Annotated in this window: 22 protein-coding genes; 9 read left to right on the top strand and 13 right to left on the bottom strand. The window is 43.6% G+C overall.

Annotated features, from left to right (window positions below; all coding sequences use genetic code 11):
- Positions 1-46: 46 nt before the first annotated feature.
- The 8 genes from BW716_RS16620 to BW716_RS16585 all read right to left on the bottom strand — a co-directional run bounded on the left by BW716_RS16620 (position 47) and on the right by BW716_RS16585 (position 10,653).
- Positions 47-1,402: a RagB/SusD family nutrient uptake outer membrane protein gene (locus BW716_RS16620; RefSeq protein WP_083723952.1), complete on the bottom strand. Its 1,356-nt coding sequence runs from the start codon at positions 1,400-1,402 to the stop codon at positions 47-49.
- A 70-nt stretch (positions 1,403-1,472) separates the two neighbouring features.
- Complete coding sequence (locus BW716_RS16615; RefSeq protein ID WP_083723950.1) at positions 1,473-4,814, bottom strand: SusC/RagA family TonB-linked outer membrane protein; 3,342 nt, start codon at positions 4,812-4,814, stop codon at positions 1,473-1,475.
- A 398-nt stretch (positions 4,815-5,212) separates the two neighbouring features.
- Positions 5,213-6,349, bottom strand: a complete 1,137-nt coding sequence (locus tag BW716_RS16610; protein WP_083723948.1) for a FecR family protein — start codon at positions 6,347-6,349, stop codon at positions 5,213-5,215.
- 80 nt (positions 6,350-6,429) lie between these two features.
- Positions 6,430-7,011 carry an RNA polymerase sigma factor gene (locus BW716_RS16605; RefSeq protein WP_083723946.1) on the bottom strand — a complete coding sequence of 194 codons (582 nt, stop codon included), beginning with the start codon at positions 7,009-7,011 and terminating at the stop codon, positions 6,430-6,432.
- 19 nt (positions 7,012-7,030) lie between these two features.
- Positions 7,031-7,672, bottom strand: coding sequence for a bifunctional 2-polyprenyl-6-hydroxyphenol methylase/3-demethylubiquinol 3-O-methyltransferase UbiG (locus BW716_RS16600; RefSeq protein ID WP_083723944.1), 642 nt, complete (start codon positions 7,670-7,672; stop codon positions 7,031-7,033).
- A gap of 28 nt (positions 7,673-7,700) precedes the next feature.
- On the bottom strand, positions 7,701-9,245 hold the full coding sequence (locus tag BW716_RS16595) for a DHA2 family efflux MFS transporter permease subunit (RefSeq protein WP_083723942.1): 1,545 nt from the start codon (positions 9,243-9,245) through the stop codon (positions 7,701-7,703).
- A 28-nt stretch (positions 9,246-9,273) separates the two neighbouring features.
- Positions 9,274-10,017 carry an SDR family oxidoreductase gene (locus tag BW716_RS16590; RefSeq protein WP_083723940.1) on the bottom strand — a complete coding sequence of 248 codons (744 nt, stop codon included), beginning with the start codon at positions 10,015-10,017 and terminating at the stop codon, positions 9,274-9,276.
- Positions 10,018-10,068: 51 nt separating this feature from the next.
- A complete protein-coding gene (locus BW716_RS16585) occupies positions 10,069-10,653 on the bottom strand; it encodes a TetR/AcrR family transcriptional regulator (RefSeq protein WP_083723938.1) in 585 nt (194 codons plus the stop codon).
- Positions 10,654-10,923: 270 nt separating this feature from the next.
- Here BW716_RS16585 and BW716_RS16580 point away from each other — a divergent pair, with 270 nt between their 5' ends.
- The 6 genes from BW716_RS16580 to BW716_RS16555 all read left to right on the top strand — a co-directional run bounded on the left by BW716_RS16580 (position 10,924) and on the right by BW716_RS16555 (position 17,826).
- The gene (locus BW716_RS16580; RefSeq protein ID WP_083723936.1) at positions 10,924-11,691 is read left to right on the top strand and encodes a hypothetical protein; all 768 of its coding nucleotides are present in this window, start codon (positions 10,924-10,926) and stop codon (positions 11,689-11,691) included.
- A 65-nt stretch (positions 11,692-11,756) separates the two neighbouring features.
- Positions 11,757-13,664 (top strand): heavy metal translocating P-type ATPase, encoded by a 1,908-nt coding sequence (locus BW716_RS16575; protein ID WP_083723934.1) that lies wholly within the window; start codon positions 11,757-11,759, stop codon positions 13,662-13,664.
- 176 nt (positions 13,665-13,840) lie between these two features.
- Positions 13,841-14,287: a hypothetical protein gene (locus BW716_RS16570; RefSeq protein WP_083723932.1), complete on the top strand. Its 447-nt coding sequence runs from the start codon at positions 13,841-13,843 to the stop codon at positions 14,285-14,287.
- Positions 14,288-14,411: 124 nt separating this feature from the next.
- On the top strand, positions 14,412-14,897 hold the full coding sequence (locus tag BW716_RS16565) for a hypothetical protein (RefSeq protein WP_083723930.1): 486 nt from the start codon (positions 14,412-14,414) through the stop codon (positions 14,895-14,897).
- Positions 14,898-14,981: 84 nt separating this feature from the next.
- A complete protein-coding gene (locus BW716_RS16560; RefSeq protein ID WP_083723928.1) occupies positions 14,982-17,207 on the top strand; it encodes a hypothetical protein in 2,226 nt (741 codons plus the stop codon).
- A gap of 37 nt (positions 17,208-17,244) precedes the next feature.
- Positions 17,245-17,826, top strand: coding sequence for a hypothetical protein (locus BW716_RS16555; RefSeq protein ID WP_083723926.1), 582 nt, complete (start codon positions 17,245-17,247; stop codon positions 17,824-17,826).
- A 44-nt stretch (positions 17,827-17,870) separates the two neighbouring features.
- Here BW716_RS16555 and BW716_RS39005 read toward each other — a convergent pair whose 3' ends face one another.
- Positions 17,871-18,023, bottom strand: coding sequence for a hypothetical protein (locus BW716_RS39005; protein ID WP_368677479.1), 153 nt, complete (start codon positions 18,021-18,023; stop codon positions 17,871-17,873).
- 95 nt (positions 18,024-18,118) lie between these two features.
- On the opposite strand from BW716_RS39005, the gene BW716_RS16550 reads away from it, so the two are divergent.
- The 3 genes from BW716_RS16550 (at position 18,119) to BW716_RS16540 (ending at position 20,133) form a co-directional block, all read left to right on the top strand.
- Entirely contained in the window at positions 18,119-18,313 is a 195-nt protein-coding gene (locus BW716_RS16550; protein ID WP_143708879.1) for a hypothetical protein, read from the top strand.
- A 146-nt stretch (positions 18,314-18,459) separates the two neighbouring features.
- Positions 18,460-19,551 (top strand): TlpA disulfide reductase family protein, encoded by a 1,092-nt coding sequence (locus BW716_RS16545; protein WP_083723922.1) that lies wholly within the window; start codon positions 18,460-18,462, stop codon positions 19,549-19,551.
- Positions 19,552-19,764: 213 nt separating this feature from the next.
- Positions 19,765-20,133, top strand: coding sequence for a helix-turn-helix domain-containing protein (locus tag BW716_RS16540; protein WP_083723920.1), 369 nt, complete (start codon positions 19,765-19,767; stop codon positions 20,131-20,133).
- A 390-nt stretch (positions 20,134-20,523) separates the two neighbouring features.
- Here the strand turns inward: BW716_RS16540 and BW716_RS16535 are convergent, their stop codons facing one another.
- The 4 genes from BW716_RS16535 to BW716_RS16520 form a co-directional block, all read right to left on the bottom strand.
- Entirely contained in the window at positions 20,524-21,813 is a 1,290-nt protein-coding gene (locus BW716_RS16535; protein WP_083723918.1) for an acetyl-CoA hydrolase/transferase family protein, read from the bottom strand.
- A 341-nt stretch (positions 21,814-22,154) separates the two neighbouring features.
- Positions 22,155-22,967 carry an MBL fold metallo-hydrolase gene (locus tag BW716_RS16530; protein WP_083723916.1) on the bottom strand — a complete coding sequence of 271 codons (813 nt, stop codon included), beginning with the start codon at positions 22,965-22,967 and terminating at the stop codon, positions 22,155-22,157.
- Positions 22,968-23,081: 114 nt separating this feature from the next.
- The gene (locus tag BW716_RS16525; RefSeq protein ID WP_083724029.1) at positions 23,082-24,071 is read right to left on the bottom strand and encodes a ParA family protein; all 990 of its coding nucleotides are present in this window, start codon (positions 24,069-24,071) and stop codon (positions 23,082-23,084) included.
- Positions 24,068-25,264, bottom strand: coding sequence for an RNA-binding domain-containing protein (locus BW716_RS16520; RefSeq protein WP_083723914.1), 1,197 nt, complete (start codon positions 25,262-25,264; stop codon positions 24,068-24,070). Before BW716_RS16520 ends, BW716_RS16525 begins: the two co-directional genes overlap by 4 nt.
- Between the last annotated feature and the right edge of the window lie 49 nt (positions 25,265-25,313).

Genomic DNA, 25,313 nt, shown 5'->3' with positions numbered 1-25,313 from the left:
TTAAGTTCGAATCACAGTGGATCTTTACAGACGGCAGAATGATTTTTTAATTATAACCTTCGTTTTGAGTTAAATTCGGATCACGCTGTATATCAGTCAATGGAAGAGGAAATAAGATATCCGTCGATGTCCAGCCTGATTTCACTGCACCGAAGATCGCATCTGCTTTTCCGCTTCTTTTTACATCCAACCATCTGTGGCCCAGTTCTGAGAATAATTCAATCCTTCTTTCGTGCAGAATGGTGTCTAATAATGCCTGTTGTGTAATACCTTCCATCATGAGTGGCAGGCCAGCTCTGTGCCTGATTGAATCTAAATCAGCGCTGGCGGATGCGATATTTCCTGCATGGGCATAAGCTTCGGCACGGATCAGGTATTGTTCACCCAATCTTAATAAGGTGGTATTTTCTGTTTTTGCAGTACCGGTTCCGAGAGATACTTTGTACTTATAAGGTGCATAGTAGGTGGCATTACTAATCGTCACTTTCGAGAGCCAGCTTGTTTTCCTGTTATCACCTTCTTCGAAACTGTTCAGGAGCGAGTTAGAAGCGAGGTGTGCTTTCAGGTTCACAAATACATAAGCATCCCATGTATACAGGTTGGTACCCGGCGATACGAGTTGTAAAATATTCTCCTTGCCGGCATTGAGAAATACATTGTTCAGTGGCTCTAATGCATAATAACCGGAGTTGATCACCGCAGTAGATTGTTCAATCGCTGCCTGCCATTGCTGGCGATACAGGTACACGCGGGCTAATAAGGCAGTGGCCGCCCATTTATTGGGTCTTACTCTATTGCCAGTGGCCGTGTAATTATTATCCAGACTACCTTGCGCTGTTTGTAAATCGGAAATGATTAAATTATAAACAGAATCTATGGAAGTGCGGGGCAGGTAAGTATTCGTGGTATAATCAGTGGTCAGTGGCATAGGCACAGGTCCATACAAATTCACTAAATAGAAATAATACAATGCACGGCAAAAGTGTGCTTCGCCGCCAATCCATAACTTCGCTGCAGGTGTTACATTGGGAGAATTCTCCAATCCCTGCAGAACGGCATTTGCCTGATAAATGGTGGTGTATAAATTCCCCCAAATGCTGGAACCGCTTTTAGAATTGGAAGTGCTGATGGCATTATTCTGGAAGTCTGTAAAATCGACCAGGGTAGACGTGGTAATGAGTTCATCAGAAGCCAATCCCGGGCATACGCTCAGGCTCCCCCCAAATGGTGCGTATAAGGCGGAAATCATTACACTGTATAAGCCTCTTACGGCAGCAGCAGCTTTGGTGTCGTCATCAAATACCACATTGGATGGGATCTGGTCTATTGGCTCCGCTACTTCTACGAATTTGGTACAACCAGCGAGTGTAAGTGTGATTAAAAATAAATATCGACGGAACATGTAATTTAGTTTTTAAGCCTGGAGAATTACTAATGGCGGCATGTAAAGGATCTTATCAATTTTTCACAGATCAGAGATTCAGTTGTATTCCACCCACAATCGTCCTCAACGGGGGCATGTACAAATAATTCTGTGTTTCCGGATCGCCTCCCTGATAACCAGTAATCGTCAGCAGATTCTGCGCCTGCACATATACCCTGCAGGAAAGAATACGTAGCCTTTTGAGCACCTCCTGCGGAATGGTATATGCCAGGGACACATTCTTCAACCGGATATAAGAAGCGTCGCCATACCTGTAATCCGAGAACATCATCGCATAATATCCACTCGTTCCCGTAATTGACCCTGCGGATAAAGTATACTTCTGATTCGCACTTTGATCCCCGGGTTTCTGCCAGCGATCCAGCAATAATTTAGGCTGGTTGTACATCGTACCGGGAGGGTTATACAATCCATTCGATCTGAAATTCATGCCTGTCTGTTTTACAAACTGAAACAGGAAATCCAGCTGAAATCCTTTGTACGAAATAGTATTAGACAGGCCGCCATACAACCGCTGATCCGTTTTTCCATGTACTCCATAATCACTGGCATTTCCCAATCCATCTTTATTTACATCTTTGATGCTGTACAAACCATTGGAATCAAGACCTGTATAAACACTACCGTAAATCAGATTCAACGACTCGCCCAACTTATACTGATTTGCATAAGTAGAGGTAGCCAGATTCGGATATTTAACAAGCCTGTTCTGCGGAATTGTCACATTCAGATAACTATTCCAGCTAAATGTTTTTGTTTGAACATTCGTAGTATTGATAGAGATTTCAATGCCCCTGTTTTCAATCAATACCCCATTCAGATTCGCCGTAATCGATGAGAATCCTGTTGCATAGGGTAAGGGATACCCCACCAGCGGATCGGAAGATATATTGCGGTACAGGGCAACAGTAGTCAGCAGCTTATCCTTCAGGAAACCCAGTTCCATCGCCACTTCCGTCTTGATATTCTTTTCCCAGTGGAGATTGGGATTATACAGGATAGTAGGGTAGAGGGATGCCGAATCAGTATAGTTATAGCTCGTCGCTTTCCAGCTATCCAGGTATTTATAATCACCAATTTTATCATTGCCCGTCAATCCATAACTGGCCCTGATCTTACCATAACTCAGTACTTGCTGTTTAGAAAGGAATTGTTCATTGGTAAATAACCAGGCACCTGCCAATGATCCAAAATTCGAAAAGCGATATTGTGGACCAAAGCGGCTGGAACCATCTCTTCTACCTGTGAAGTTGATCAGGTACTTGTTGTCATAATTGTAATTGGCCCTTGCAAAGAAAGCCTGGTAGCGGTAGTCGTTATTACTATTGGTAGTTGAAATGCTGTTGGTACCTGCTGCTGCCAGTGAGCCTAATAACTCATCGCTGGTATAGCCAGTCGCAATAATCATTAAACTATTATTCCTGATCGCATTGAAGGTGGCGCCGCCCAATAAAGTAAGTTTCCCTTTGGAGATATGCGTGTTGTATTCAATCTGTGGTTCTACAATCCAGCTCTTAAACTGATTATTACCTAACTGTAATGAGCCGGTAGCCGAACCTTTGGATGGGTTCTGTGCAGCACGTGGCAGTTTCTTTTGCTCATCGGCAATGGTGCTGTTGTAACCCAGGCTGGTGCGGAGTTCTAAGTTAGGCAGGATTCTATAGCCTAACAATAAATTCCCTTGCAGATTGCTGGTATTGATGCGGTAATTTTGGTTCAGGTACAAAGCCAGCGGATTATCTTTCGCGGTGATCCCTCCTTCATTCCATGCATAATTCCCCAGTGAATCATAGATCTGGAAGTTGGGCGGCAACTGCATCACAGAAGAGATATCAGTGGCAGGGATATTATTCTGGTCTACAGAATAACCGCCACTAAAGTTCAGGTTGAACCTTTTATCATCAGATCTGCTGGTGATGCCAATGTGCATAGAACCTCTTTGCTCGTGGCTATCGCCGGGGTATACGGTGGTCTGGTAATGATACCCGGTGCCAAGGATGTATTGAGTATTGACAGTACCACCTGCTATAGAAGCCTGTGCATCCGTTGTTGTAGCGGTATTGCCAATGAAGAGTTTAGTCAGGTCAGTATATCGGGTGGTATCATAAGCGAGCAGGTCATAGGCATTGGCATTCGTCATGGCGGTGTTGGAGTTGGTGAATGCCTCACGACGCATTTGCAGGTATTCCTGTGTATTCATCATGGGTACGGTGCGGGTTACCTTGCTGATGCCATGACTCAGACCTACGTCCAGTCTGGTTTTTCCGGGTTTCCCTCTTTTGGTGGTGATCAATATTACGCCATTCGCACCACGACTGCCATAGATAGCGGTCGCATCAGCATCTTTCAGTACTTCAATGCTGGCGATATCGTTCATATTGATACTGTTGAAAGGGCTGATACCAGAGTTTAGCAGTACACCTGCAGCAGAAGTGAGTTTATTGATCTTGCCATTATTGGCCGCCATAGGTACACCATCTACAATGAAGAGAGGTTGGTCGTCAGAGAGGTTTTTGTCAAATGCCATGCGACCCCTGATCTCCACTTTGAAAGTAGAACCAGGAATACCGGAACTTTGGGTGACGATCATACCGGGTACCCTGCCTTCCAGCGCTGCCAGCGGGTTTTCTACGGGCTGAAGCATGAGTTCTTCGGCAGAGACCTTGTCGATATTGCCCGTGTTGTAGCGTTTGGAAGTAGCGCCATAAGCCTGCACGACTGTCTCATCCAGTTTGTTCAAAGCTGGGGTGAGACTGATGGAGATAATACGTTTTCCTCTAACGGGGATTTCCTGCGTTGTGTAACCGATGAAGGTAAAAACGAGTAGTGCATTTTCATCTACATTTTCGAGGGAGTATAGGCCATGGGCATCTGTCACAGTGCCGTCCTTGCTGTTTTTGACTCTTACTGATACACCGGGGAGGGCTACGCCTTTATCATCTGTGATGATACCCGTGACTTTGATGGTCAGGGGTTGTGCATCCATGACAGGGAGGGCGTAGGGGAGGGGTGCTTTCTTCCTGATGATAATCGTTTTGCTTTCAATCGTATATTCCAGTGGTTGGTCATGGAGTACCAGATCCAGGAATACGGAAAGGTCGAGATGTTTTGCATCTACATTCACAGGTTTTGCGTTGGCGAGTACACTGCCGTTAGAGAAACAGACGTACCCGGTTTGCTTTTCGATAGCGTCCAGTACTGTTTTCATTGGCACATTGCGGCCGGTGAAGGTGATGGACTGCGAAACGCTTTTGGCGCTGACATGCAGGCAGCATACGAACAATAAGTAGGCGATGAATCGCATAGTGCGAAAGATTTTGGTCCAGGGCCCTGGTTCACGCAGGGCTTCGTAATAAGCAACGAATTGCATAAATTTGAAGAGGTTTGGTTGATTAATGAAATGTTTCTTTTAGTCGGGATACATTCAGAATTAAAAGGCCATACTGATTTATGCCGCTACGGATTGCAGTCTGTAGCGGTTTTTTGTGTGGCAGCGTGTACATTCAGCATTTTAAGGCTATGCCGGATGATGCTGTCAGGGATTGCAGTCCGTGGCGGTTGCTTCAGGCATAGTATGCATTTGGAAATAAAGCACTATTGATTTATGCGCTACGAATTACAGTCCGTGGCGGTTTCTTCCACCATAGTAATTATAGTCCATACCCTTTACGAATTGCAGTCCGTAACTTTTTTTCAGGCACAGGCATTCCACCCTGAAGCTTTAGTCAGCCGCTTCAGGTAAATAATGAAATGAAATTTCTGAGAAAATTATGGCAGTACTACCAGGCGCTTATTCGCTTCCAGCCTACAATTCAACTTCATGTAAGAAAAGATTTTGATAATTTGAGATAATTGTAAATGTCTATCCATCTTCCCATCAAACGTGATGGCTGGTATATTCCCTTCATATACGACGTCAATATCATACCACCTTGTCAATTGTCTCATTACCTCCGGCAGCGTGGCATTATGGAAATCAAAGAGCCCGTTTTTCCATGCCAGTACCTGTGCGGTATCTACATTCTGAATCGTCTCAATAGTTGTCAGCCCCGTGCGCGCCTGCTGCCCGGGATGCAGCGTAGCCTGCTCATTCCCGTGGTTCATACGAACAGCGCCGGTAAACAATGTAGTGGCAATACCACCTTCATTGGCATAGGCATTTATGTTAAAACTTGTACCGAGTACGACAATCGTGGTTTGATCATTGACCTTTACTTTAAAAGGTTGTTGCGCATTTTGTGCGATTTCAAAATAAGCTTCGCCCTGTAATTCTACGAGTCGTTCCGATGAGCTTTTGAAAGAAGTAGGATAACGCAGCGAAGAAGCAGCATTCAGCCATACATTACTGCCATCTGGCAGGGTCACCCTAAAAGTACCTCCGTGTGGAGTGGTCAGGGTATTATAACTTATCGCATTATAGGTAGCAGCCCCCGAATAGGCCAGCAACCCACCAGATTGATGCACACTGGTATTGCCCTGCACCCATGATCCTACGCCGGCACTATCCAATGGCACCGTTTGCCCGTTTGCCAGCGTAAGCACTGCTTTTGTAGTACCTGGTGCAACATCCGCAACAACCAGATTTGCCGGTGGAGGCACAGGTTTCTGCAACCACAAAGTGCCTGCCCCCAACAGGAGCAGGAGGACCGCCGCAGCGGCCCACCAGCCGTACCTGTGCAAAGTTGATATAGGATATGGATAAACAGGTGATTTGGACATCATTTGCTGAAAGATGGCATTACGGTCAGCGACTGGCGCATCATCGTAACGTTTCTCTGCCAGGATCTTTTCAATGTACGCAGCCCACTCTTCACGCAGGTCTTCGCGGGCAAGTAAAGCCCGGAATTCCTCCTGTTCTTCTTTGGTCATGCTGTCGGACAAGAATTTTTCCAATAATTCCTTCATATGTATAAAGACGAAAAAAATGGACGGGGTAATCCGTCGGTGAGGAAAATTTTTTCAGAAAAGTTATAACTAGTTATATACTAGTGCCTTATCATTAAAAGTAAAAGCAGTCCCAATTCAATTTGCTTCCCTGCAAGGTATTTTTTGATAGCTACCAGTGATCGTGCTATGTAATTCTGGGAGGTTACTTTGGATATGTTCATCCTTTGTGCAATCTGGTCGTGGGTAAGTCCCTCAAACCTGCTCAGTTTAAAAGCAGTCTGCATTTGCGCGGGTAATTGATCTATAGCTGCATGTAGTTGTTTCTCAATGTCTTTTGTCGTTGCCGGTTGGTGTGCATCCTGATCGCCAGCCAGAAAATAGGCATCTATAAACTCAGCATAATCCGGACTTTGTTGTAACCGGCGCAGCTCATCCAGGATCATATTTTTCGCTACCTTGTACAGCCAGGCATCGAATCGCTCAATTCCGGGAAGTTTATCGCGCATGACCCACACCTTAGTAAATATCTCCTGTGCAAGGTCCTGGGCTAATTCCGGCGATTTTGTAAAATGCAACGCATTGGCATACATGCCATCCCAATATTGGTCAAAAAGCATACGAAAAGCCTTTTGGTCACCATTGGCTACACGGAGTAAGAGAGAATTTTCAGCTGCGTACATCAGGGGACTAAAATAGTAATTATACCGGTTTTCTATAAGCAATTGACTGAATGAAGTCAAAATAGAAGAAACGCTTATGAAGTACCTCGTATTTTCCCTGTTCAAAGCAGGTAGCCATGTTAAAGAGGGAGTTTGCTTCTATATTACAGAACAATCTGAAGAAGGAATACATGATTTTTAGTAGCAATTTATGCCACCAACGGCTTTTTTCTTTGTCATAATAGAAATCTGCGAATAACCACAAACCGTCTTTTTTCAAAGAATTATGTAACTGCCAGAAGACAGATTGTGCCCGTTCAGGGACGAAATTGTCAAATAAGAAAGGGGTGATGATGACATCGTAGTCAAGGTCGGGGGTAAAATCTTCGATAGGGAGGTTGACAAAATCAACTGTATTTTCTTTATAGTCGCGCTTTTGAGAAAGGGTGATCATATTCCCTGAGAGCTCCACATAGGTGATGCGTAACCCATGGTGGTGTAATTGCGCCAGTCTTTCTAAAATCCAGCCGGTACCCCCGCCTACGATGAGGACCTGGCTACCGGCTGGGATATATTTCAATAAACTCACCTGTGCATTTTCCAGCGAGCGGTAAAATACCACTTTGCTCAGCCAGTCATATTGCGAGGCGACGATGTCGTAATTGTTTTTAGTCTGTTGCATGGTGCAACCTAAATGTAAGACATATTCATCAATGATCCGACAGCACCACCTTCACCTGCATCCCCGCCTTCCGCTTCCTGGCCAGTAACAACAATGGCAATGCAAACAAAAACACTATTCCTACCATCAGGTAAGCATCATCATAACTCATCAGATTCGACTGTTTCGTAATCACAGCATCCACTACCTTTAATGCCTTCTGCTTTGCCTCCAACACCCCAAACCCATGTTGCATAAAATATCCCGTATAATCTGATATTCTCTTTACAGCCTCTGGATTATCAACAGTAATATTGCTAACAAGATCGGTTCTGTGTACTGCATTTCTATTAGTCAGGTACGTATTCACCATCGCCAACCCAAAACTACCGCCCAGTTGCCGCATCATATTATTCAACGCTGCTCCCTGTGGAATATCCTGTGGCTCCAGCGATGACACTGCCAACGTGGTCAATGGCACCGTCACTACAGCCAGTCCAACGGCACGCCATATCAAACTGGTCGTGATCAGATTTGCACTTGCATTCAGACTTAAATGCGACATCTGCCAGCTGAAGAGAACAAAGAGCAACATCCCGATTGTAATCATCACAATAGGAGAAACGCCTTTTTGTAACAGCGTAGCAGAGATCATCAATCCGCCGATGGCTAATAAGGCACCCGGTAGCAACAATAGTCCTGTTTGCGTAGGCGTGAATCCTAATAGTCGTTGCGCAAAAACAGGTGTCAGAAATACAGAACTGAATAGTCCGACTCCTGAAATGAAAGTAAGCACAGCCGCTAAGGTAAGGTTCTTACTCCTCAATACTTTCAGGTTCACCACCGGGTTGTTGGTTTTGAGTTCCCACCAGATAAAAAGTAATAATCCAAAGAAGGCGGTCACGCTCAAAAGGATGATATAATTTGCTTCGAACCAATCGTCCGTTTCGCCTCTTTCCAATACTGTTTGCAAAGATCCTACGCCAATTGCTAAGAGGAAGATTCCCAGCCAGTCTACTTTTCCAGCTACCTGTTTGGTAGGTGGTTCTTTTAATAGCACATAACATATAACCGCAACAGTTATACCGATCGGTACGTTGATATAAAAGATCCATGGCCAGTCGTAGAACTCGGTGATATACCCGCCCAGTGTAGGCCCGATAGTGGGGCCTACAAACACGCCGATTCCAAAGAGCGCACTGGCTACATTCCGTTTTTCTTTCGGAAAGATCTCAAACACGATGGCTTGTGATACGGAGAGCAATGCCCCGCCACCTATACCCTGAAGGAAACGGAAAGCCACGAGAGTCCAGATATTCGACGCCTGTCCGCACATAAAAGAGAAGAAGGTAAAGGCGATGACAGAGCCGATATAGTAATTCCTTCTGCCCAGTTTTAAGACTAAAAAACTCGTGATAGGAATGATGATCACATTCGCAATGGCATAAGCCGTAATGACCCACGAAGTATCTTCCAGCGTAGCTCCCAGGTTCCCGCTCATATGAGAGAGCGCGACATTGACGATGGAGGTATCGATTAGTTCCATCACGGCCGCAGCGATGACGGTAACCAACAGAATGGTTTCTTTCTTCATACCGATCGGTATATATTAAGGCAAAGAATTAAATGCCGGCGTTGAGTGCCTGCAGTGCATTTTCAGGAGAGGAGAGGTAGAGTTGGTATATGCCGGCAGTATCGCCTACATGTATTTCATATAAATCATTTTGAAGACCTTCTATCAATCCGGCAGCGACTTGTGCAGGTGGAATACCTTTTTCCCCGCCTATTTCTTTAGAAAATTCTGTATTGACTAATGGGGGCATGAGTTCGAAAACACGTACAGGGGTATCTTTCAAAGTAAGGCGTAATACCCTGCTATAAGCATGCAAAGCAGCCTTGCTGACACTATAACCAGGAATATTGATACTTGGCGCAAAAGATACAATACTGGATACATTCACGATGGCAGCATAGGGTTGTTTACTTAATAAAGGCAGCAACTTTTCATTCAGGCGAAGTACGGAGAGGTAATTGGTTTGCATTTCGGCACTGGCCTTTTCATATGCATTTGCCCCTGGGAGAAATCTGTAAGGAGAGGACGCGGCCCCTGCGTTATTGATCACAATATTTAAAGCAGGGAATTGTTCATTGAGTTGAGCGACGAGCTGGTTGATATCGTCTTCGCTGGTGACATCAGATACAATCGCGGTGGTATTTTTTAATTGCGCGGCCGCTGTTTTCAATCTTTCAGGATTACGACCTGTGATGATAACCTGGTTGCCCTGTGCGCTTAATTGCTGTGCGATTTCGAAACCGATACCGGCACTTCCGCCGGTGATAAGTACGGTATTGTTACTTGTGTTCATCTTGTTTGTTTTTAAATATACCGATCGGTATATTATTGTGCAAAAAAATATTTAGAATGCGTTGATCATGTTTTCGATGGCGTTCATGATAGCAGAGCGGTAATTGAGTTTACCAGTTGCTTTGGTGATCATGATAGCTCCTTCGATGGTGGCGATGAGTGTGAGTGCGGTTTGCTCTATATTCATTCCTGGCTTGAATTCTCCCACTTCAATGCCTTTATTGAGAATATCAGCGAGTTTGTCTTTCCAGTTTCCGATGGCAGCGGCAGATTTCGCCCTCAGTTCCGGGTGAGTATCATCCGATTCCACGGCGGTATTCAGCACGGGGCAACCGCCGGTAGGGAAAGGTGAGTGCAGAAAATTGTCATAGATCCTGGTATAGACCAGGAGTTTGCCCCTGTAGGTCTTTTCCTTTTCGATGGCGCTGTTGATGATGCCGACTACTTTTTTGAAATTGAAGTCAAAGCAGGCGAGGGCCACTTCATCTTTGTTGGCAAAGTTGCCATAGATGGAGCCTTTGGTCAGTCCGGTTGCCTCGGTCATATCAGTGAGAGAGGTGCCGGCAAAACCCTTGGTATTGAAGATAGGAGCGGTTTTCTCCACTATATACTGCCTGGTTTTTTCTGCTTTGCTCATATCAAAACGATTAAGACGGTGTAAAAATATACCGATTGGTATAATTCTCCAAATTTATTTTACTGCGAACTCATGTACAGTTAATATTAATACCTTTATGAAAATAGAGATAACCCGCCTATAATCCGCCTATAACCCGCTCTTATCCCGCCCATAAGCCGCATCTATATAGATACGGGATATCTACGGGTTATATACCTGTTACTTACGGCATAGGTACATTATAGGGTTATCGGTTACCATTAATTGTTAACAGCAGAACCATATCTTATGGCTATTATTAAATCAATATTCAAATTTGAAGGGAAACTGGAAGGAATGAATGCTTACCTGCCTAAGAACAGGGATGAATCCGAGGGATATATTCTCCGAACGAATGGAGGTCCTACCAGGAAACAAATTGAAAAACTACCTTCCTGTGAGTTGGTACGGCAAAACAATCATGAATTTGGAACCAGTTCTGCAGCTGCGAAGGCTGTCCGGATGGCCATCAGACCTGTCAGCCATTTGGCTGATATAAATTTGGCCTCCCAGTTTACATCTTTGTGCAGGCATATGCTCAAGCAGGATAAGAAGAATAAGCGGGGTGAACGAATGGTGTTTTTTTCAGAATTTGGGTACCTGATGAGTGGGGTCAACCTGAATAAAAATCATTTGTTTGATAGCGTGGTGCGGAACCCGGTATCCGCCACTTTAGATCATGATACTGCTACTGCGGAGATTCGGTTTCCTGCATTACAGCCTGATGTGAACCTGGTACTTCCCTGGCAGCGCCCCTTGTTTCGGTTTATCATCAGTTTGGGGGTAGCCGGAAATTATCGTTCTCAAGAGCCGCCGGTTTCTTATAATACTGAGTGGTATTCCTCTCAGCAGGCCGTGGAGGCACAGACGGTTACTTTGCAATTAAGTAATAATAAATTCAGCGAGTATCAGTGTATGGTTGTAGCTGTAGGAGTGGAGATGGGTATGGTGGTGAGTGATGCCCTGGTGGAAAGTGTGAAGCATATAGGGTGTGGGAAGGTATTGATAGCAGGATAGGAGGTGAAGTAGAATTGCTGTCGAATGCAGCTGTAATTTCCCATTGGTTTCGTATCTTCAAACACATGAACGAGCATGAACACCATCACGAACATGATCATGATCACGGACATGGTTGGATGAAATACATAGAGATCATCTGCAGCCTTACCTGTGGCACAGCACTGGCGATTGGCTTTGGTTTATCTTTTGTCAAAGGTATTCCTCCCGTACTTCCTTTATCGTTATATATACTGGCATATATCGCAGGTGGCTTTTTTACTGTCAAAGAAGCCATCGAAAACATTAGAGCAGGTTCTTTCGACATCGACTCTCTCATGATCGTCGCTGCCGCTGGTGCCGCTGTCCTGGGAGACTGGGCCGAAGGCGCGCTATTACTTTTCCTGTTTAGCCTGGGCCATTCATTAGAGCACTATGCCATGAAAAAAGCAAAAAACGCTATCAGTGCATTGGCAAAGCTAGCACCTAAAACTGCTTGGCTGAAAAAGGGCAATGACCTGCAGGAAGTGAAAATCGAAACCTTACAAATAAACGATATTGTCGTAGTAAAACCTGATGCCACGATTCCAGCCGATGGCATTATCATAAAAGGTAACAGTGCAGTTAACCAGGCGGCTGTTACCGGCGAAAGTATGCCGGTTGATAAACAGGTTGACCACAATGTATATGCGGGTACTTTGAATGGCAGTGGTGTATTGGAAGTAAAAGTGACCAAACCATCCAAAGACTCTACCTTATCAAAACTGATTCAACTCGTGAATGAAGCGCAGTCACAGCAGTCGCCTACACAGCGTTTTACTGACAGGTTGCAGAAGTTTTACGTACCTGCTGTCATCATCTTTGTAGGGTTGCTATGTCTCGCATTTCTGGTGATTGACGAACCATTCAGTGCCAGCTTTTATCGCGCTATGGGTGTGGTGGTGGCGGCCAGTCCATGTGCATTGGCCATTGCTACGCCCAGTGCTGTGTTGAGTGGGGTAGCCCGTGCTGCACGTGCGGGTATCCTTATCAAAGGTGGTCGTCCACTGGAAGACCTCGGTACACTCAAAGCCATTGCTTTTGATAAGACAGGCACCCTCACGGCAGGCAAGCCAACACTTACCGGCATTATTCCTGCGGCTGGTATCACTAAAGAGGAGCTACTGGAAATGGTGGTAGCTGTGGAATCACTCAGCGATCATCCATTGGCAAAAGCCATTGTTGCCGATGCGCAACTAAAGAATGTCAAGCCTGCAGAGAACCTTTCATCTGTTACCGGTAAAGGTATTAAAGCACAATGGCAGGGGCATGACATTGTTATTGGTAATAAGGCGTTGGTCACCAGTGTTTCGGAGGAGGTGCTTGCGCTGTTGGATGAAAAATCCACCGCCGGGCATACGGCTATGCTAGTGTTAAAAGACAACCAGTATGCGGGCATGATCACCGTTATGGATACCCCTCGTCCCGAGGCTAAACAGGCACTGGATGCACTCAAAGCAGCGGGGATTAAAAAGATGGTCATGCTATCCGGCGATAACCAGTTAGTAGCAGATGCGATTGCAAAAGCGACGGGTCTTACAGATGCATGGGGGAACTTGTTGCCTGAACAAAAAGTCGAAGCGATTAATAAACTAAAGGCTACGGAACATAAAGTGGCTATGGTGGGTGATGGTGTCAACGATGCACCTGCCATGGCTAATAGTACGGTAGGTATCGCTATGGGTGCTGCCGGTTCTGATGTAGCGCTGGAAACGGCGGATATCGCGTTGATGGGCGATCAGTTGATGCACCTGCCGTTTGCGATAGCGTTAAGTCAGCAGGCGAATCGTATTATCAAACAAAATCTGGTGATCAGTTTGGGTATGGTGGCGGTGCTAATACCCTTAACTTTATTGGGTATTGCGAGTATGGGACCAGCGGTGATTGGTCATGAAGGTTCTACTTTGGTAGTGGTGTTGAATGCGTTGCGGTTGTTGGTTTATAAAGAAAAATAACGGATGGTTACCTATACCTTGTTATTACTATCTGTTTTTACAACAATGATAGGGGGGATGGTTCTTTATTTTTCCGGCTGTGGTGATATTAGCAGTATCTTTGGTCTGTATATTATTTCAAACTGTGCGAACGACAATTAGTATTCCTATAATGCTATTCAATAAAAATCAATAACATGTGGCGGTATTTGTTTGTTTTAACGGGACTCGCCAGTTGTACGACGATCAGGTATTCTGAGAAGGCTGTTTTTAAAAGTGAGAAGAGGGGATACCAGGTAGTATACAATGGACACCCTGTAGCGTTTAAAAATATCATTTTAAATAAGGACAGTATCACACGGGTGAAAAAGAATTATGTGAGGAGGAGGATCAGTATTTATCCAACATCTGTAAATGCGAAATTTAAGACGGGGGAAGAGCTGGTGAATGAGATTCGGGTAGCGACAGGGAAGGAGTTTGATATCATTGTTATCAATGGGGTACCTTATTTTAAAGCGGAGGAGCTGAAGTTACTGCAAGTCCAGCAATCGGCGGGGGTTGAATATATTATATTAGACCCTGACAAATTTCAAATAGGTTGTAATAGAATGGATAATCCATTATTGCTGATTGTAGCCCGATAGAAATTACATTTGAATAGGATGATTCCCTTACCGAAGCAAAAATGGAACTTGTGCTAACGGATAAAAAAGAGAGCCGGCCCTGGCAATTTCTGCAAGCTACATTTACATCATTAGAAGCATAGATATGATCCCGATTACCAACGGTACAAAGGAAGCAAGGTACATTACCTTTATTTTATATTGCTGGCCATTATTATTTGTACTGGCAAATATTTGTTCCAGGAACTTTAGTGTAACATCCATCCTTGTGGATGTCATCGTTTTTTCTTTAACAATTTGGATCGCATATTCGGTATCTTTTAATGATTACGAGATCTGGTTGTCTCAGGAAAATAACAGCATAATAATAAAGAGAAGAGAACTGGAAGTCAAATATGAGGTAGATGAGTTTTTGAAATTCCGGTTGGGATATTATCCATTTCAAATGTCTTCTGAAAGTAGGTATTACGAACTGAAAATTAATCGACAGTCTTATCGGATCAGGATCCTGATTACAAAAAGTAATAGAATGGAATTTTCAGAAAGCCTTGACCCTGAGAGGTATTTGAGGAAATTAGAAGAAGAAATGAAAGATAAGATCAGGATGAACATGAGTGGATGTACGAGGTAATTTGATGTGTGGAATTGTCCAAACCCCCGAAAATTTGTATATTACTATATAATTCCGCCACCCTATTTCAATTCCCTCAATATTATGCTTCAGCACAATAAAAACATTTCTGTCATTCAGCCTTCCAGCCGCGCTGCTGCAAACCGTTCCTCCTTTACCGGTATTTCTCAGCCAGCGGTAGTTCAGAAAACTGCTGTCATACAGCGACAAGCATTGACAAAAATTGTAGGAGAATGGAATACCGATAACTACGACATATACGATGTAATCATTGGCGGCCGCACTCTCTCCCCATTCAGCAATACAATGGGTGCCCATTCTACTGCCTGGGTAGCACATATCGACGCCATCAGAAGGCACCTGGTAGGCACTACTATGAGTGTTGGGATCGACTGGTTTTTAGGTACCATCAATGAGGACCTGGACTCCCCCTTGCGCAAGCTGGATGGCTATATCGGCAAAGAGCAATGGGCAAAACTCGACTTTGCGACCTATCAGCTAAAAGTATCCCGCGATAATCTCGTGAGTGTATCAGCAAAAATCACTGCGCAAAATTATCATAACGTGCTACAGGTGTTACGCATTGCCATCAACGCGTACCTGACCTACATCAACCTCCTCCCAACCTCTACAGTAGCCGGTGGAGACCCTTCCGGCCATGGAGAAGGCGTAGCAAGGGGAGAAATTAACTATTTCGAATTCGCTGCTTCGCAGAAATTTCAGAAAGAGGAGGGAACGCCTTCTAATACCGGCCTTCTGGAAACCTATACCCCGCTGGATGAAAAAGACCTGAATACTACAGACTTTACCGGCATGGATACCGAATTGCGAAAGCTATTAAAAGGAGACTTAAAAGAGGGGGAGCTGGCATTGTATAAAAAGCACATCCGGGCTACACTCTGGACAATGTTCGCAGAAGAAACGCCGGAGGTATTTGCACAAGGTCACGAAAACACACAAAGGAAGGAAGTAAAAGAAGAAATATGGGCCTTGACACTACAGAATTTCCTGCGTACCATCAGGGTCGCTTATCCTTTTGCATACGATTTCTGTAAAATGAATGATATGGCATTACTCACTAACGATGTAACACTCAAGATACCCACGTTGAATGTAGCCCATATCGTGAAACTGGTGAATGGCGAAGAGACATTTATCAATATTGCGGGGAGCTATAATTTTAAAGATGAGGATGACAGGGATAAAGTAAAGTCTAAGCTCAGTGGATCGCATCAACTGAATGAATCAGAGGTACGTGGATCTGCTTATGGTGATTCAGATATTGCAGGTGGCGGATCAGGTTTCCAGGTGACAGTATTATTGAACGACCTGGATAATATTGGCGATATTATTACCACCGGTCGCACCAAAAGTCCTTTTAGCGGTACGATGGGCGCTCATACTACTGCCTGGGCCGTTCACCAGGATGCTGTCATTAATACCCTTACAGGGCTGCCGCTTTCAAGTGCCATCCTCCAACTGTCATTAATGACACAGGAGGCGATGAAAAGCCCACAGCTGGAATTTGCCGGAGTGATAGATGAAAAGCACCAGATCTTCCTGGTAGCGGCCTTTAATGAGGCCAGGAAATTTGTAGGAAAGGTGGGAGAGAATTTTAAGCAGAATGTAGGCGTAAAAACTGCTTTCCTGGAAAACTTCATTGCCACTTATCTCAATTTGCTGAATGTGACCCCTCTTGCCACTATTGCTAAAGGAGGTGTGCCGGGAGGTCGCAGGGAAGGACAGCACCGGCAGTTCCTGAAAAGGTACGAGACGGATGGAGATGCGGTTTTCAGTACAGACGAACTGGGTAATAAAACAAAAATTATCACAGATCACCTGTTAGGGATGTTTGATACAAGCGGACTCAATTACTTCCCTCCATCGTTGGTGAGGAGGGAGGCTACAAATATCAGTGAGTATGTCACGGATGGTTTTGATAATACGCATGCGTTATGGGATTTTGTACAGGATAAGGGAACGGAAAAGGCGAATCAGAAAAAGAAAAAGTATGCGTTGGATCAATTTCTGCATACAGTGGCAGAGGCCTACCCCCGATCACTTAGGAATAGTAACCTGGTAGCGACGCTGACAGAAAAACACTCCATTGATCTGGCGCCACCGAAAAGTCCATCGAATGTGATGGGGCACAATGTAGTGGTAGTGGGGAATAAGCAGGATCCAAATGCGCAATTGAATAAAGGTTACATAGGTGAGATAAGAGGGATTAGCCCATATGGCATCACCGTATTGATCCATGCTACTTTTAAAACAGTCGTATTGCAGCCTGGTTCTATAAAATTCATCTAAAATTGAATTACATTCAGATAAAATCAAATCGATCGATATGGCAATGCAGGCAGATTTAAAGGCGTATAAGGATAAAATTTACCCGAGAGTTTTTTTGATAGATGAATTAAAGTTGGTGTTGGAGGATGAGGCAGATTTTCCTATTCACCGGTTATGGCTGAAGGACCTTGCTTTGGGATATGTGATTGATAGAGGAGATAAATTCACGTTTATCAGCAAATGTCATTTGGGCGATGAAATGACAGCGGAGGAAATAATGGCGTTGGCTACAAATAATTTCATAAGAGATTTTGAGTTTAAAATAGTGCAGACTATTTTTGGTTGTTATGAATTGGAAGGGGAGCCGGATCATTGTGCAACGGCTATATTAGTAGCGCCAATATGGGAGAAAGTGGCGGCGCATTTTGGGAAGGACCTGGTGGTGGCGTTTCCGAGTTATGATCTGGTGTTTATGACGGCGGCGGATGATGAAGAGGGGATTAGTAATTTGAAGATAGAGTTGTATAAGATACAGGGGATGGGGATAGAAAAGCGGTTGAGGGATTATTTGTTTTTGTATAAGAGTGAGGACAAGGCGTGGAGTTTTTTGGAGGATATGGAGGAGGAAGAGTTATTCTAAACCAATCCCTTTTTCGTGAGCTCATTCTGTTAGTATTCTTTTTTCTATTTCGAACTTGTGAAACTGATATATTCTTTTTCTGCTTTTTTTAATTTTGTTTCCTGCGCGGTGGTTAACTTTTCAAATGGCTGTAAGCTAACTTTTACCTCATCTTTTTTTATTTCCCGTTTCCATGTACCTGCTACCTGACCGTCAATGATGATGGTATTCAGGTTACCTGGAAAATTATTACTTTCAGACTAAGTCGACAGAGCTGAATTACATTGTCTTAACGCAGGTGACCCGCAGGGATTTGAGGAAACAGGCGCTGACAGAGCAGCCTTTGGGAGAGGGTGGGAAGACGACTGCTTATTCGAATGAGCCTGGGATTCCGATTGATTTACCAGCGGATGTGATCGTGATACCGGCGAAGGAGATTTTGAATATTAATATTACTTATTTGCAATTGGAAGTTGATAATGAGATGATAGAGGAATTGGAAGGATAGTTTGGCATTTAACCTTAAAGATCCTTTAGCATTCAAGTAACAACATTAAAGGAATATTTTAGCATATAAAGTTACAGTTTGGCATTTAACTCTAAAGATTTACATTTACCCAATAGTTTAACCCAACATCCCTTTAAAACCCCATTATGCCAACGCGTTATTTACCCCTCGCTATCCTCGCCGCAGGCTTGCTTTTCGCACCTGGTTGTAAGCAGGATACCCCACATGCCAGCATCACTGGTACCATCGATGGATTGTATGATCCCGCTATTTTCCTGAACATCCCTGCGGGTGACACTTATAACACAGAACCGATACCTGTAAAAGACGGTGCATTCAGCTGGTCAGGAGATATCCAGGAAGTACAGCGGCTGATGTTGCGGATAGGCGACAAAACCATTCCATTGTATATGGATAATTCGGCCGTGGAGATTCATGGCCATATTGATTCACTCGATCAGTTACGGATTACAGGTTCTGCGCCACAAGCGGACTTTGATGAATATCAAAGGTCCCTGGCGGATATTAAAAAAGAAGGACAGGCATTAACTGATCAGTGGGTAAAGGCGAAGGACAATGATAGTTTGAAGGAGTTGATCAGGACGAAGTTTGATTCTTTGGATGAAGTGAAAGATGAAAGAACGAATCAATTCATCGCTACCCATCCAGGAAGTGTGGTGAGCGTATCGCTGCTGAGTGATATGGCGCTGGTGGGAGATCCGACCTTGCTGGATAGCCTTTTCCGGAAATTATCTCCGGCCATGGTAAGCACGACTCCCGGAAAGGCTCTGCAGGAAAGAATTGCAGTTTTGAAAAAGAGTGCGGTCGGACAGACATTGATGGATTTTAAACAGACCGATGTGAATGGGGATACGGTAAGATTGGCGGATCTGAAGGGGAAGTATGTATTGATAGATTTCTGGGCGAGTTGGTGTAAGCCTTGCAGGGCGGAGAATCCAAATTTGTTGAAAGCGTATAATCAGTTTAAGCATAAGAATTTTACAGTTTTAGGGGTATCGCTGGATGAAAAGAAAGAGAGTTGGCAACAGGCGATTGCGGAGGATAGAATGCCGTGGGTGCAGGTGTCTGATTTACAGGGGTTTCAGGGGAAATTGGCGCAGGAGTATGGGATTAAGGCGATTCCTTGTAACTTTTTGATCGATCCTAAAGGGGTTATTGTTGCAAGGTATCTGAGAGGGGAGGCGTTAGAAGAGAAGTTGACGGAGGTCCTGCGTTAGGGAGGAGTTTTTGATAGATTGTGAAGGAAAATTATCATTGTACAGTATCTGAAAACAGCCGTTGGAGGAGAGGTAGATGGAGGTGCTGCGTTAGGGCACGGTGGGTACCTGAAGGCAGGAATTAGGGAAAAAGCTGTCGGAAACACGCCCCCAGGGTGGTTTTTTTGAAATTACTCCTACATCCTGTACTTTTGACGGTACAGTAAAGCTGTTATGAGTAAGAAAATTCATTCGCAGGAAAGGTCTGAAGAATGTCAGGGACATTTACGGGCCATACATGATACCCTGGATGTGTTGAATGGGAAATGGAAGATTTCCATCATTGGTTCGCTGAGTTTTGGAAAGCGACGATTTATGGAATTGCAAAGAGAAGTGGAAGGAATAGGGTCCAAGATGCTGTCAAAAGAGTTAAGAGAGTTGGAAATGAATGAGCTGGTAAAGCGGACCGTGCATGATACAAAGCCGGTAACGGTGGAGTATGAGCTGACTGACTATGGTGGAACATTGCAGAGCATTATTTCGGAAATGGCGAAGTGGGGAGTGCAGCATAGGAAGCGGATCATGCAGCAGGTGATTGTGTAAGAAGGTTGCCAGCGGCGGAAATTGGGAAAATAAACTAATTGAAGGCAGAGCCTATTGAGTATGTATTTTCAATAAAGCCAGGTCCTTTTGATAACAGGTCCTTATAAAATAAGGTTAGCTCATTATTATAAAAGGTCAGGTTCCTTCTTATAAAATAATCCCGGTCTTTTTTATGAAATAAAGCCAGCGTAACTTTATAAATCAAAAAAGCAAAACCTTGCCTCACAGCCAGGTTCTGCTATTATTTGAATGAAAGCAACCAAAATAAAAACTTACCAGCAAAATAAAAAAGAAAGGAAGGTCAGAAGAAGGGCATTCCGGGATGTCAGAATGCCCGTTGCAAATCGCGCACAATGGACCTTCCTTGTAACCAGTGTTATCTTTAATATCTTATATTACCGCTGATTTTTTAGCATATCTTTCGAAGAAAGCTCTCTCTAATGCTTCCCTATGATCAGGGTGTGCAATTTCGATCAGCGCTTTACCTCTTTGTTTCAGGCCTTTACCGAACAGGTTCGTAATACCATATTCAGTCACCACCCAATGTATATGTCCTCTTGTAGTCACCACACCAGCACCTTGTTTCAGGTAAGGAGTGATGCGGGAGATACCTTTGTTTGTCACGGATGGCAGCGCAATGATTGGCTTACCACCATCTGACAATGAAGCACCTCTCATAAAGTCCATCTGCCCACCGATACCGGAGTATTGGTAAGTACCGATACTATCTGCACACACCTGACCAGTGAGGTCTACTTCGATGGCGCTGTTGATAGCGGTAGCTTTTGGATTCTGACGGATCACAGCTGTATCATTTACATAGTCGATAGCCAGTACCCTTACGGTTGGGTTATCGTTTACAAAATCATACAGTTTGCGGGTACCTGCCATGAAAGCTGTGACATTTCTGCCTACGTTCACTTTCTTCAGGCTATTGTTGATTACACCACTTTCGATCAATGGAATGACGCCGTCGGACATCATTTCTGTGTGCAAGCCCAGGTTCTTATGGTTGGTCAGGTTCTTTAACACATAATCAGGGATGCTGCCGATACCTAACTGCAGGGTGGCGCCGTCTTCTACCAGGGTAGCGATATTGCGGCCAATCTGAGCGGTGACTGGGGTAGCATCTGAAGAGTAGTCCAGTACTGGTAGATCTTCTTCGTGCCATACGGCAGCGTGGAAGCGTGATACGTGGATGAAACCTTCACCGTGAGTGCGTGGCATTTTAGGATTTACCTGTGCCACGATATATTTTGCTACTTCCGTTGCAGCGCGGGCGATGTCTACTGAGGTACCCAGTGAGCAATAGCCGTGTTGATCCGGAGGTGATACTGAAATAAATGCAACATCCGGAGGCAGAATGTTCTTTTTGAACAGCTGAGGTATCTGACTCAGGAAAATAGGAACGTAGTCACCATCCTCACTATTCACTACCTTACGGTTGGCAGCGGATGTGAAAAGGCAATTAACAAAAAAGCTTTTTCTGTATGCAGGATTGTCGAAGTCTACCTTACCTAAGGTTGTGATGCTTGTTAATTCAACATTCTCCAATTCTGCGTGCCTATCTTGAAGGGCTTTTAAAAGGTGCATTGGCGTTGCGGCGGATCCATGGATAAAAACACGGTTACCTGAAGTCACACACTTTACAGCTTCTGATGCCGGGATATACTTAAACATATCGTTTCATTGACTTTGATGCCTCAAAATTACCAGCAGATGGGTTGTTAAATGCTGATGAGAGTCAGGAAGGAAAGTATTTGTAGTCAGGAGAATGGGGGATTTTGGGAGGGAAGGGGCTGCTGTGGGGAGGACAGGAGCATGCTGAAAGTGGAATAGGGGGATTTTTTTGAAGGAGAAATGCGAATGATAGGTGGGAAATTGGCCTGCGGCAGCAAGGAAGAGCTTATTATTGGGCTGGCGCCCTTGGGAGGTAATAATTGGAGAGAGGCAGACAGGGGGCTGTGGCAGCAGCAAGGACTTACTATTGGGTTACCTTTTTAAATACTGATACCCTATCACTAAAACATACTCATCTGCGTATACCTAACCGGCGCCATCTTCCCATTATCTGATATATTATATACCGGCGTCTCCTGATACCTTGAAGCTACCGCGATATGCGTATCCCCGGCATGCTGCTGAAATAACTCCAATACCACATCCGGATCATTATTATCCTTCGATAAGTGAGAAAGAAACAAATGCGTCATAAACGGTGGCCTATGCTTTTTAAATAGCTCTAACGCCTGCTTATTGGACAAATGCCCATGCCCACCCCGTATCCTCTTCTTTAAATGATAAGGATACTGCCCATTCTCCAACATCACCTCATCATAATTCGCCTCCAAAAACGCCGCATGGCAAATCTGGAAATGTTTAATTAAATGCTCGCAGGGGGTACCAATGTCTGTGAAGACGCCTATATTAATAGCATTACCAGATATTATAAAAGAATGTGGCTCTACCGCATCATGGAATTTTGGAAAAGCCGTGATGCTCAGTTCGCCGATCTGAACCGGCATGTAAGGGAGAAAAGAGATAGCCTGCTGTTCCTGTAAGAGGAGATTGCCGCTACGTTGGGTAGCAGGGGTGATATAAACAGGGAGGTTGTACTTTTTAGAAAGAATAGTGATCCCTTTTATATGATCCGTGTGCTCGTGCGAGATAAAGAGCGCCTTTACCTTCGTCATACTCAATCCCAGGCGGTGCATGCGGCGCTCGGTTTCTCTGCAGGAGAGCCCGGCGTCTACCATGATCGCTTCATGGTCGTTGCCTATGTAATAGCAATTACCATTGCTACCGGAATTAAGTGATGTGATGTAAAGTGACATGAAGCTGCAAAGTAAATAATAAATTGCTAAAGAAGTTAGTTTTTAGTCTGGCAATAATTTTGAAGATTGAAATTCCAAAGGAATGACTATTGTTTTTTTGTATATAAATACACGTCAGTTATTTGCTACGTCAGGGCACCTTTCGAGAATTTTTATAGTTAAGTCTTTAAATTCTTCATAACACTTTTGCACAGCATACAAGTGTGCACCTATAGCTCCGTCTGCAGGTCGTAATAAGAAAATTGGTTTATGAGCTTCCATAGACATTGGTGCCAAGCTCCGATAATGTTTTAAAAGTGCAATGCAGTTTGTGTCTCCTTCAATTGTAGGGCCGTATTCACTTGATAAACCCAGAACAAATTCTCTATATACATTAGGGATTCTATTCCCCCATTTTAAGTATGATTTTACAGGACGGTTTTCTTTCGCTGAATACTGCATAATAATATACCCAGCAGGAACTGCGTCATTCTCAGGAATTCTGAAACTAAGATTTGATGGCCGATGAGCTTTTCTTAGATTCCATTGACCTTTCCAGATACCTAACGTTTTACCAAGATTTTTTATGCCTTGAAGAGAAAATAAATCTGAAGCAACAGGCATAATGATATAATCTGAACTAATTGTTATTGCTCTGTTGATAGCCCCGAGATTTGGACCGACGTCAATTAAAGCTACTTCTGCTCCGAATCGTTGAGTCGCTTCCTCAATAATTGTTTTGAAGATACTGGTAATTTTAAAGGAATAATTTTCTTGATTTAAGCATTTCAACCACGCATCACTTAAAGTGTCTTCAAATGTAGACAGCGCTAGATTTCCCAGGATTACCCCAAGATTATCATTAATTGGTTCTATATGAGCAGGTACTGCGGGATCACCATTTACAATCGGCGTAATGGCATCCAATATTGTTGATAATGCATTACTCTCATATACTTCCTGTAGCCGACTTTCCGTTAGAAACATAGAAGTTAAGTTAGATTGAGGATCTAAATCAATGGCTATGGTTTTTACACCTAACTCGGATAACATCCAGGCAAGGTGGTAAACTGTTGTTGTCTTTCCTACTCCTCCTTTATTATTAAAAAACGTTATTGTTCTCATTGCCATTGCTGATTTATCGGTATGGTAACTTTGAACTTTGTTGCTAATGACAAGTCAAAATTAGGTTTCCCATTACCATTCTGAGTTAATTCACTTATTGCACGCTTTACACCATAATTGAAACGATTCACGTATCCTAACACCTTCATACCTTCTGCCAATACCACATTTCTATAGTCACTCGCATTTGGAAAGTTTTGAGGAGTCGCTTCTCCATATAAAGCTCCCGGATTAATAATTTCAATACGATTAGAAAATTCGTAAATATAAATAGGCGCGTTGGATTCGTAGCTTCTATGCATAATGGCATTCATTACCAATTCACGAAGTGCCCAATAGGGATAATTACGTAATGTATTTTCCTGGAAAGATTCTCCTTTTACAGGTCTGTCTTTAATTATGTTACCCTTTATGAAATTATCCAATAGTTGTAACTCCGTAATTAATGCTCCAGAAAATTTCTTTTCATATTCTACATCGCTGGTCATTTCTTCACCAGAAAATTTTATATATTGAATATATGATCCAGGAAGAAAAAATTCCGGGTTTATTCCAAACATTAAAATCCCTCCATTAGTGGGACATTTCTCCTTTGTATCATAAAACCTTAATGACGCTAATTGCTCCTCTATTGTTCTGCCATTTTCTATCAAAGTTTCTTTATCTATTGCATTAGGCAAATAGGAAATTTTAAATAAATCAACACTAAGATCAGCAACATTTGAGCCTAAAGCGGGCACCAGATCATAAGTTTTGGCATAAGAAACCCTTCTTTCTGTAAGCATACGTTCCTCTTCCAATGTAGCTTTATCTCTTCTCGGCCCAATCCTTATCCAGCATCTTCCATCATAACGAACAGGGGGATATGTAGATGGTTTTACCTCAATTACAACTACATCTCCACCTTCTAAGTTAAATACCCGACTTAATATAATAGATGGTTGAGGTAATATTTTACCATTGGTCTTTATTCCTCCAATTTTTTGCAAATCGTCATCTGTCCACTTTTTGCCAGCAAGCGATCCATCGTCATCTACTCCAAGGAGTAAATAACCTGAATGTTTATGGTTGGGAAAATCGTTACTGAACGCACAAATTGCAGGACCAAGCTTATCATCAGCAGTAGATCGCGTTCTTTCAATCCAATCACTTTCCATATCAGAAATTAATTGTAATACCTTTTCTTCTGTCATTGATATATAGTTTAAGCTGAGTCTTAAGGTTTAATTAAATATTTAATAT

Source organism: [Flexibacter] sp. ATCC 35208 (assembly GCF_001975825.1).
GTDB lineage: Bacteria > Bacteroidota > Bacteroidia > Chitinophagales > Chitinophagaceae > Chitinophaga.
This window is presented reverse-complemented; position numbering and strand designations above follow the sequence as displayed.

Excerpts from the sequence above, each read along its gene's own strand:
- BW716_RS16620 (WP_083723952.1), bottom strand. The coding sequence starts at position 1,402 with ATGTTCCGTCGATATTTATTTTTAATCACACTTACACTCGCTGGTTGT.
- BW716_RS16615 (WP_083723950.1), bottom strand. The coding sequence starts at position 4,814 with ATGCAATTCGTTGCTTATTACGAAGCCCTGCGTGAACCAGGGCCCTGG.
- BW716_RS16610 (WP_083723948.1), bottom strand. The coding sequence starts at position 6,349 with ATGAAGGAATTATTGGAAAAATTCTTGTCCGACAGCATGACCAAAGAA.
- BW716_RS16605 (WP_083723946.1), bottom strand. The coding sequence starts at position 7,011 with ATGTACGCAGCTGAAAATTCTCTCTTACTCCGTGTAGCCAATGGTGAC.
- BW716_RS16600 (WP_083723944.1), bottom strand. The coding sequence starts at position 7,672 with ATGCAACAGACTAAAAACAATTACGACATCGTCGCCTCGCAATATGAC.
- BW716_RS16595 (WP_083723942.1), bottom strand. The coding sequence starts at position 9,245 with ATGAAGAAAGAAACCATTCTGTTGGTTACCGTCATCGCTGCGGCCGTG.
- BW716_RS16590 (WP_083723940.1), bottom strand. The coding sequence starts at position 10,017 with ATGAACACAAGTAACAATACCGTACTTATCACCGGCGGAAGTGCCGGT.
- BW716_RS16585 (WP_083723938.1), bottom strand. The coding sequence starts at position 10,653 with ATGAGCAAAGCAGAAAAAACCAGGCAGTATATAGTGGAGAAAACCGCT.
- BW716_RS16580 (WP_083723936.1), top strand. The coding sequence starts at position 10,924 with ATGGCTATTATTAAATCAATATTCAAATTTGAAGGGAAACTGGAAGGA.
- BW716_RS16575 (WP_083723934.1), top strand. The coding sequence starts at position 11,757 with ATGAACGAGCATGAACACCATCACGAACATGATCATGATCACGGACAT.
- BW716_RS16570 (WP_083723932.1), top strand. The coding sequence starts at position 13,841 with ATGTGGCGGTATTTGTTTGTTTTAACGGGACTCGCCAGTTGTACGACG.
- BW716_RS16565 (WP_083723930.1), top strand. The coding sequence starts at position 14,412 with ATGATCCCGATTACCAACGGTACAAAGGAAGCAAGGTACATTACCTTT.
- BW716_RS16560 (WP_083723928.1), top strand. The coding sequence starts at position 14,982 with ATGCTTCAGCACAATAAAAACATTTCTGTCATTCAGCCTTCCAGCCGC.
- BW716_RS16555 (WP_083723926.1), top strand. The coding sequence starts at position 17,245 with ATGGCAATGCAGGCAGATTTAAAGGCGTATAAGGATAAAATTTACCCG.
- BW716_RS16545 (WP_083723922.1), top strand. The coding sequence starts at position 18,460 with ATGCCAACGCGTTATTTACCCCTCGCTATCCTCGCCGCAGGCTTGCTT.
- BW716_RS16540 (WP_083723920.1), top strand. The coding sequence starts at position 19,765 with ATGAGTAAGAAAATTCATTCGCAGGAAAGGTCTGAAGAATGTCAGGGA.
- BW716_RS16535 (WP_083723918.1), bottom strand. The coding sequence starts at position 21,813 with ATGTTTAAGTATATCCCGGCATCAGAAGCTGTAAAGTGTGTGACTTCA.
- BW716_RS16530 (WP_083723916.1), bottom strand. The coding sequence starts at position 22,967 with ATGTCACTTTACATCACATCACTTAATTCCGGTAGCAATGGTAATTGC.
- BW716_RS16525 (WP_083724029.1), bottom strand. The coding sequence starts at position 24,071 with ATGAGAACAATAACGTTTTTTAATAATAAAGGAGGAGTAGGAAAGACA.
- BW716_RS16520 (WP_083723914.1), bottom strand. The coding sequence starts at position 25,264 with ATGACAGAAGAAAAGGTATTACAATTAATTTCTGATATGGAAAGTGAT.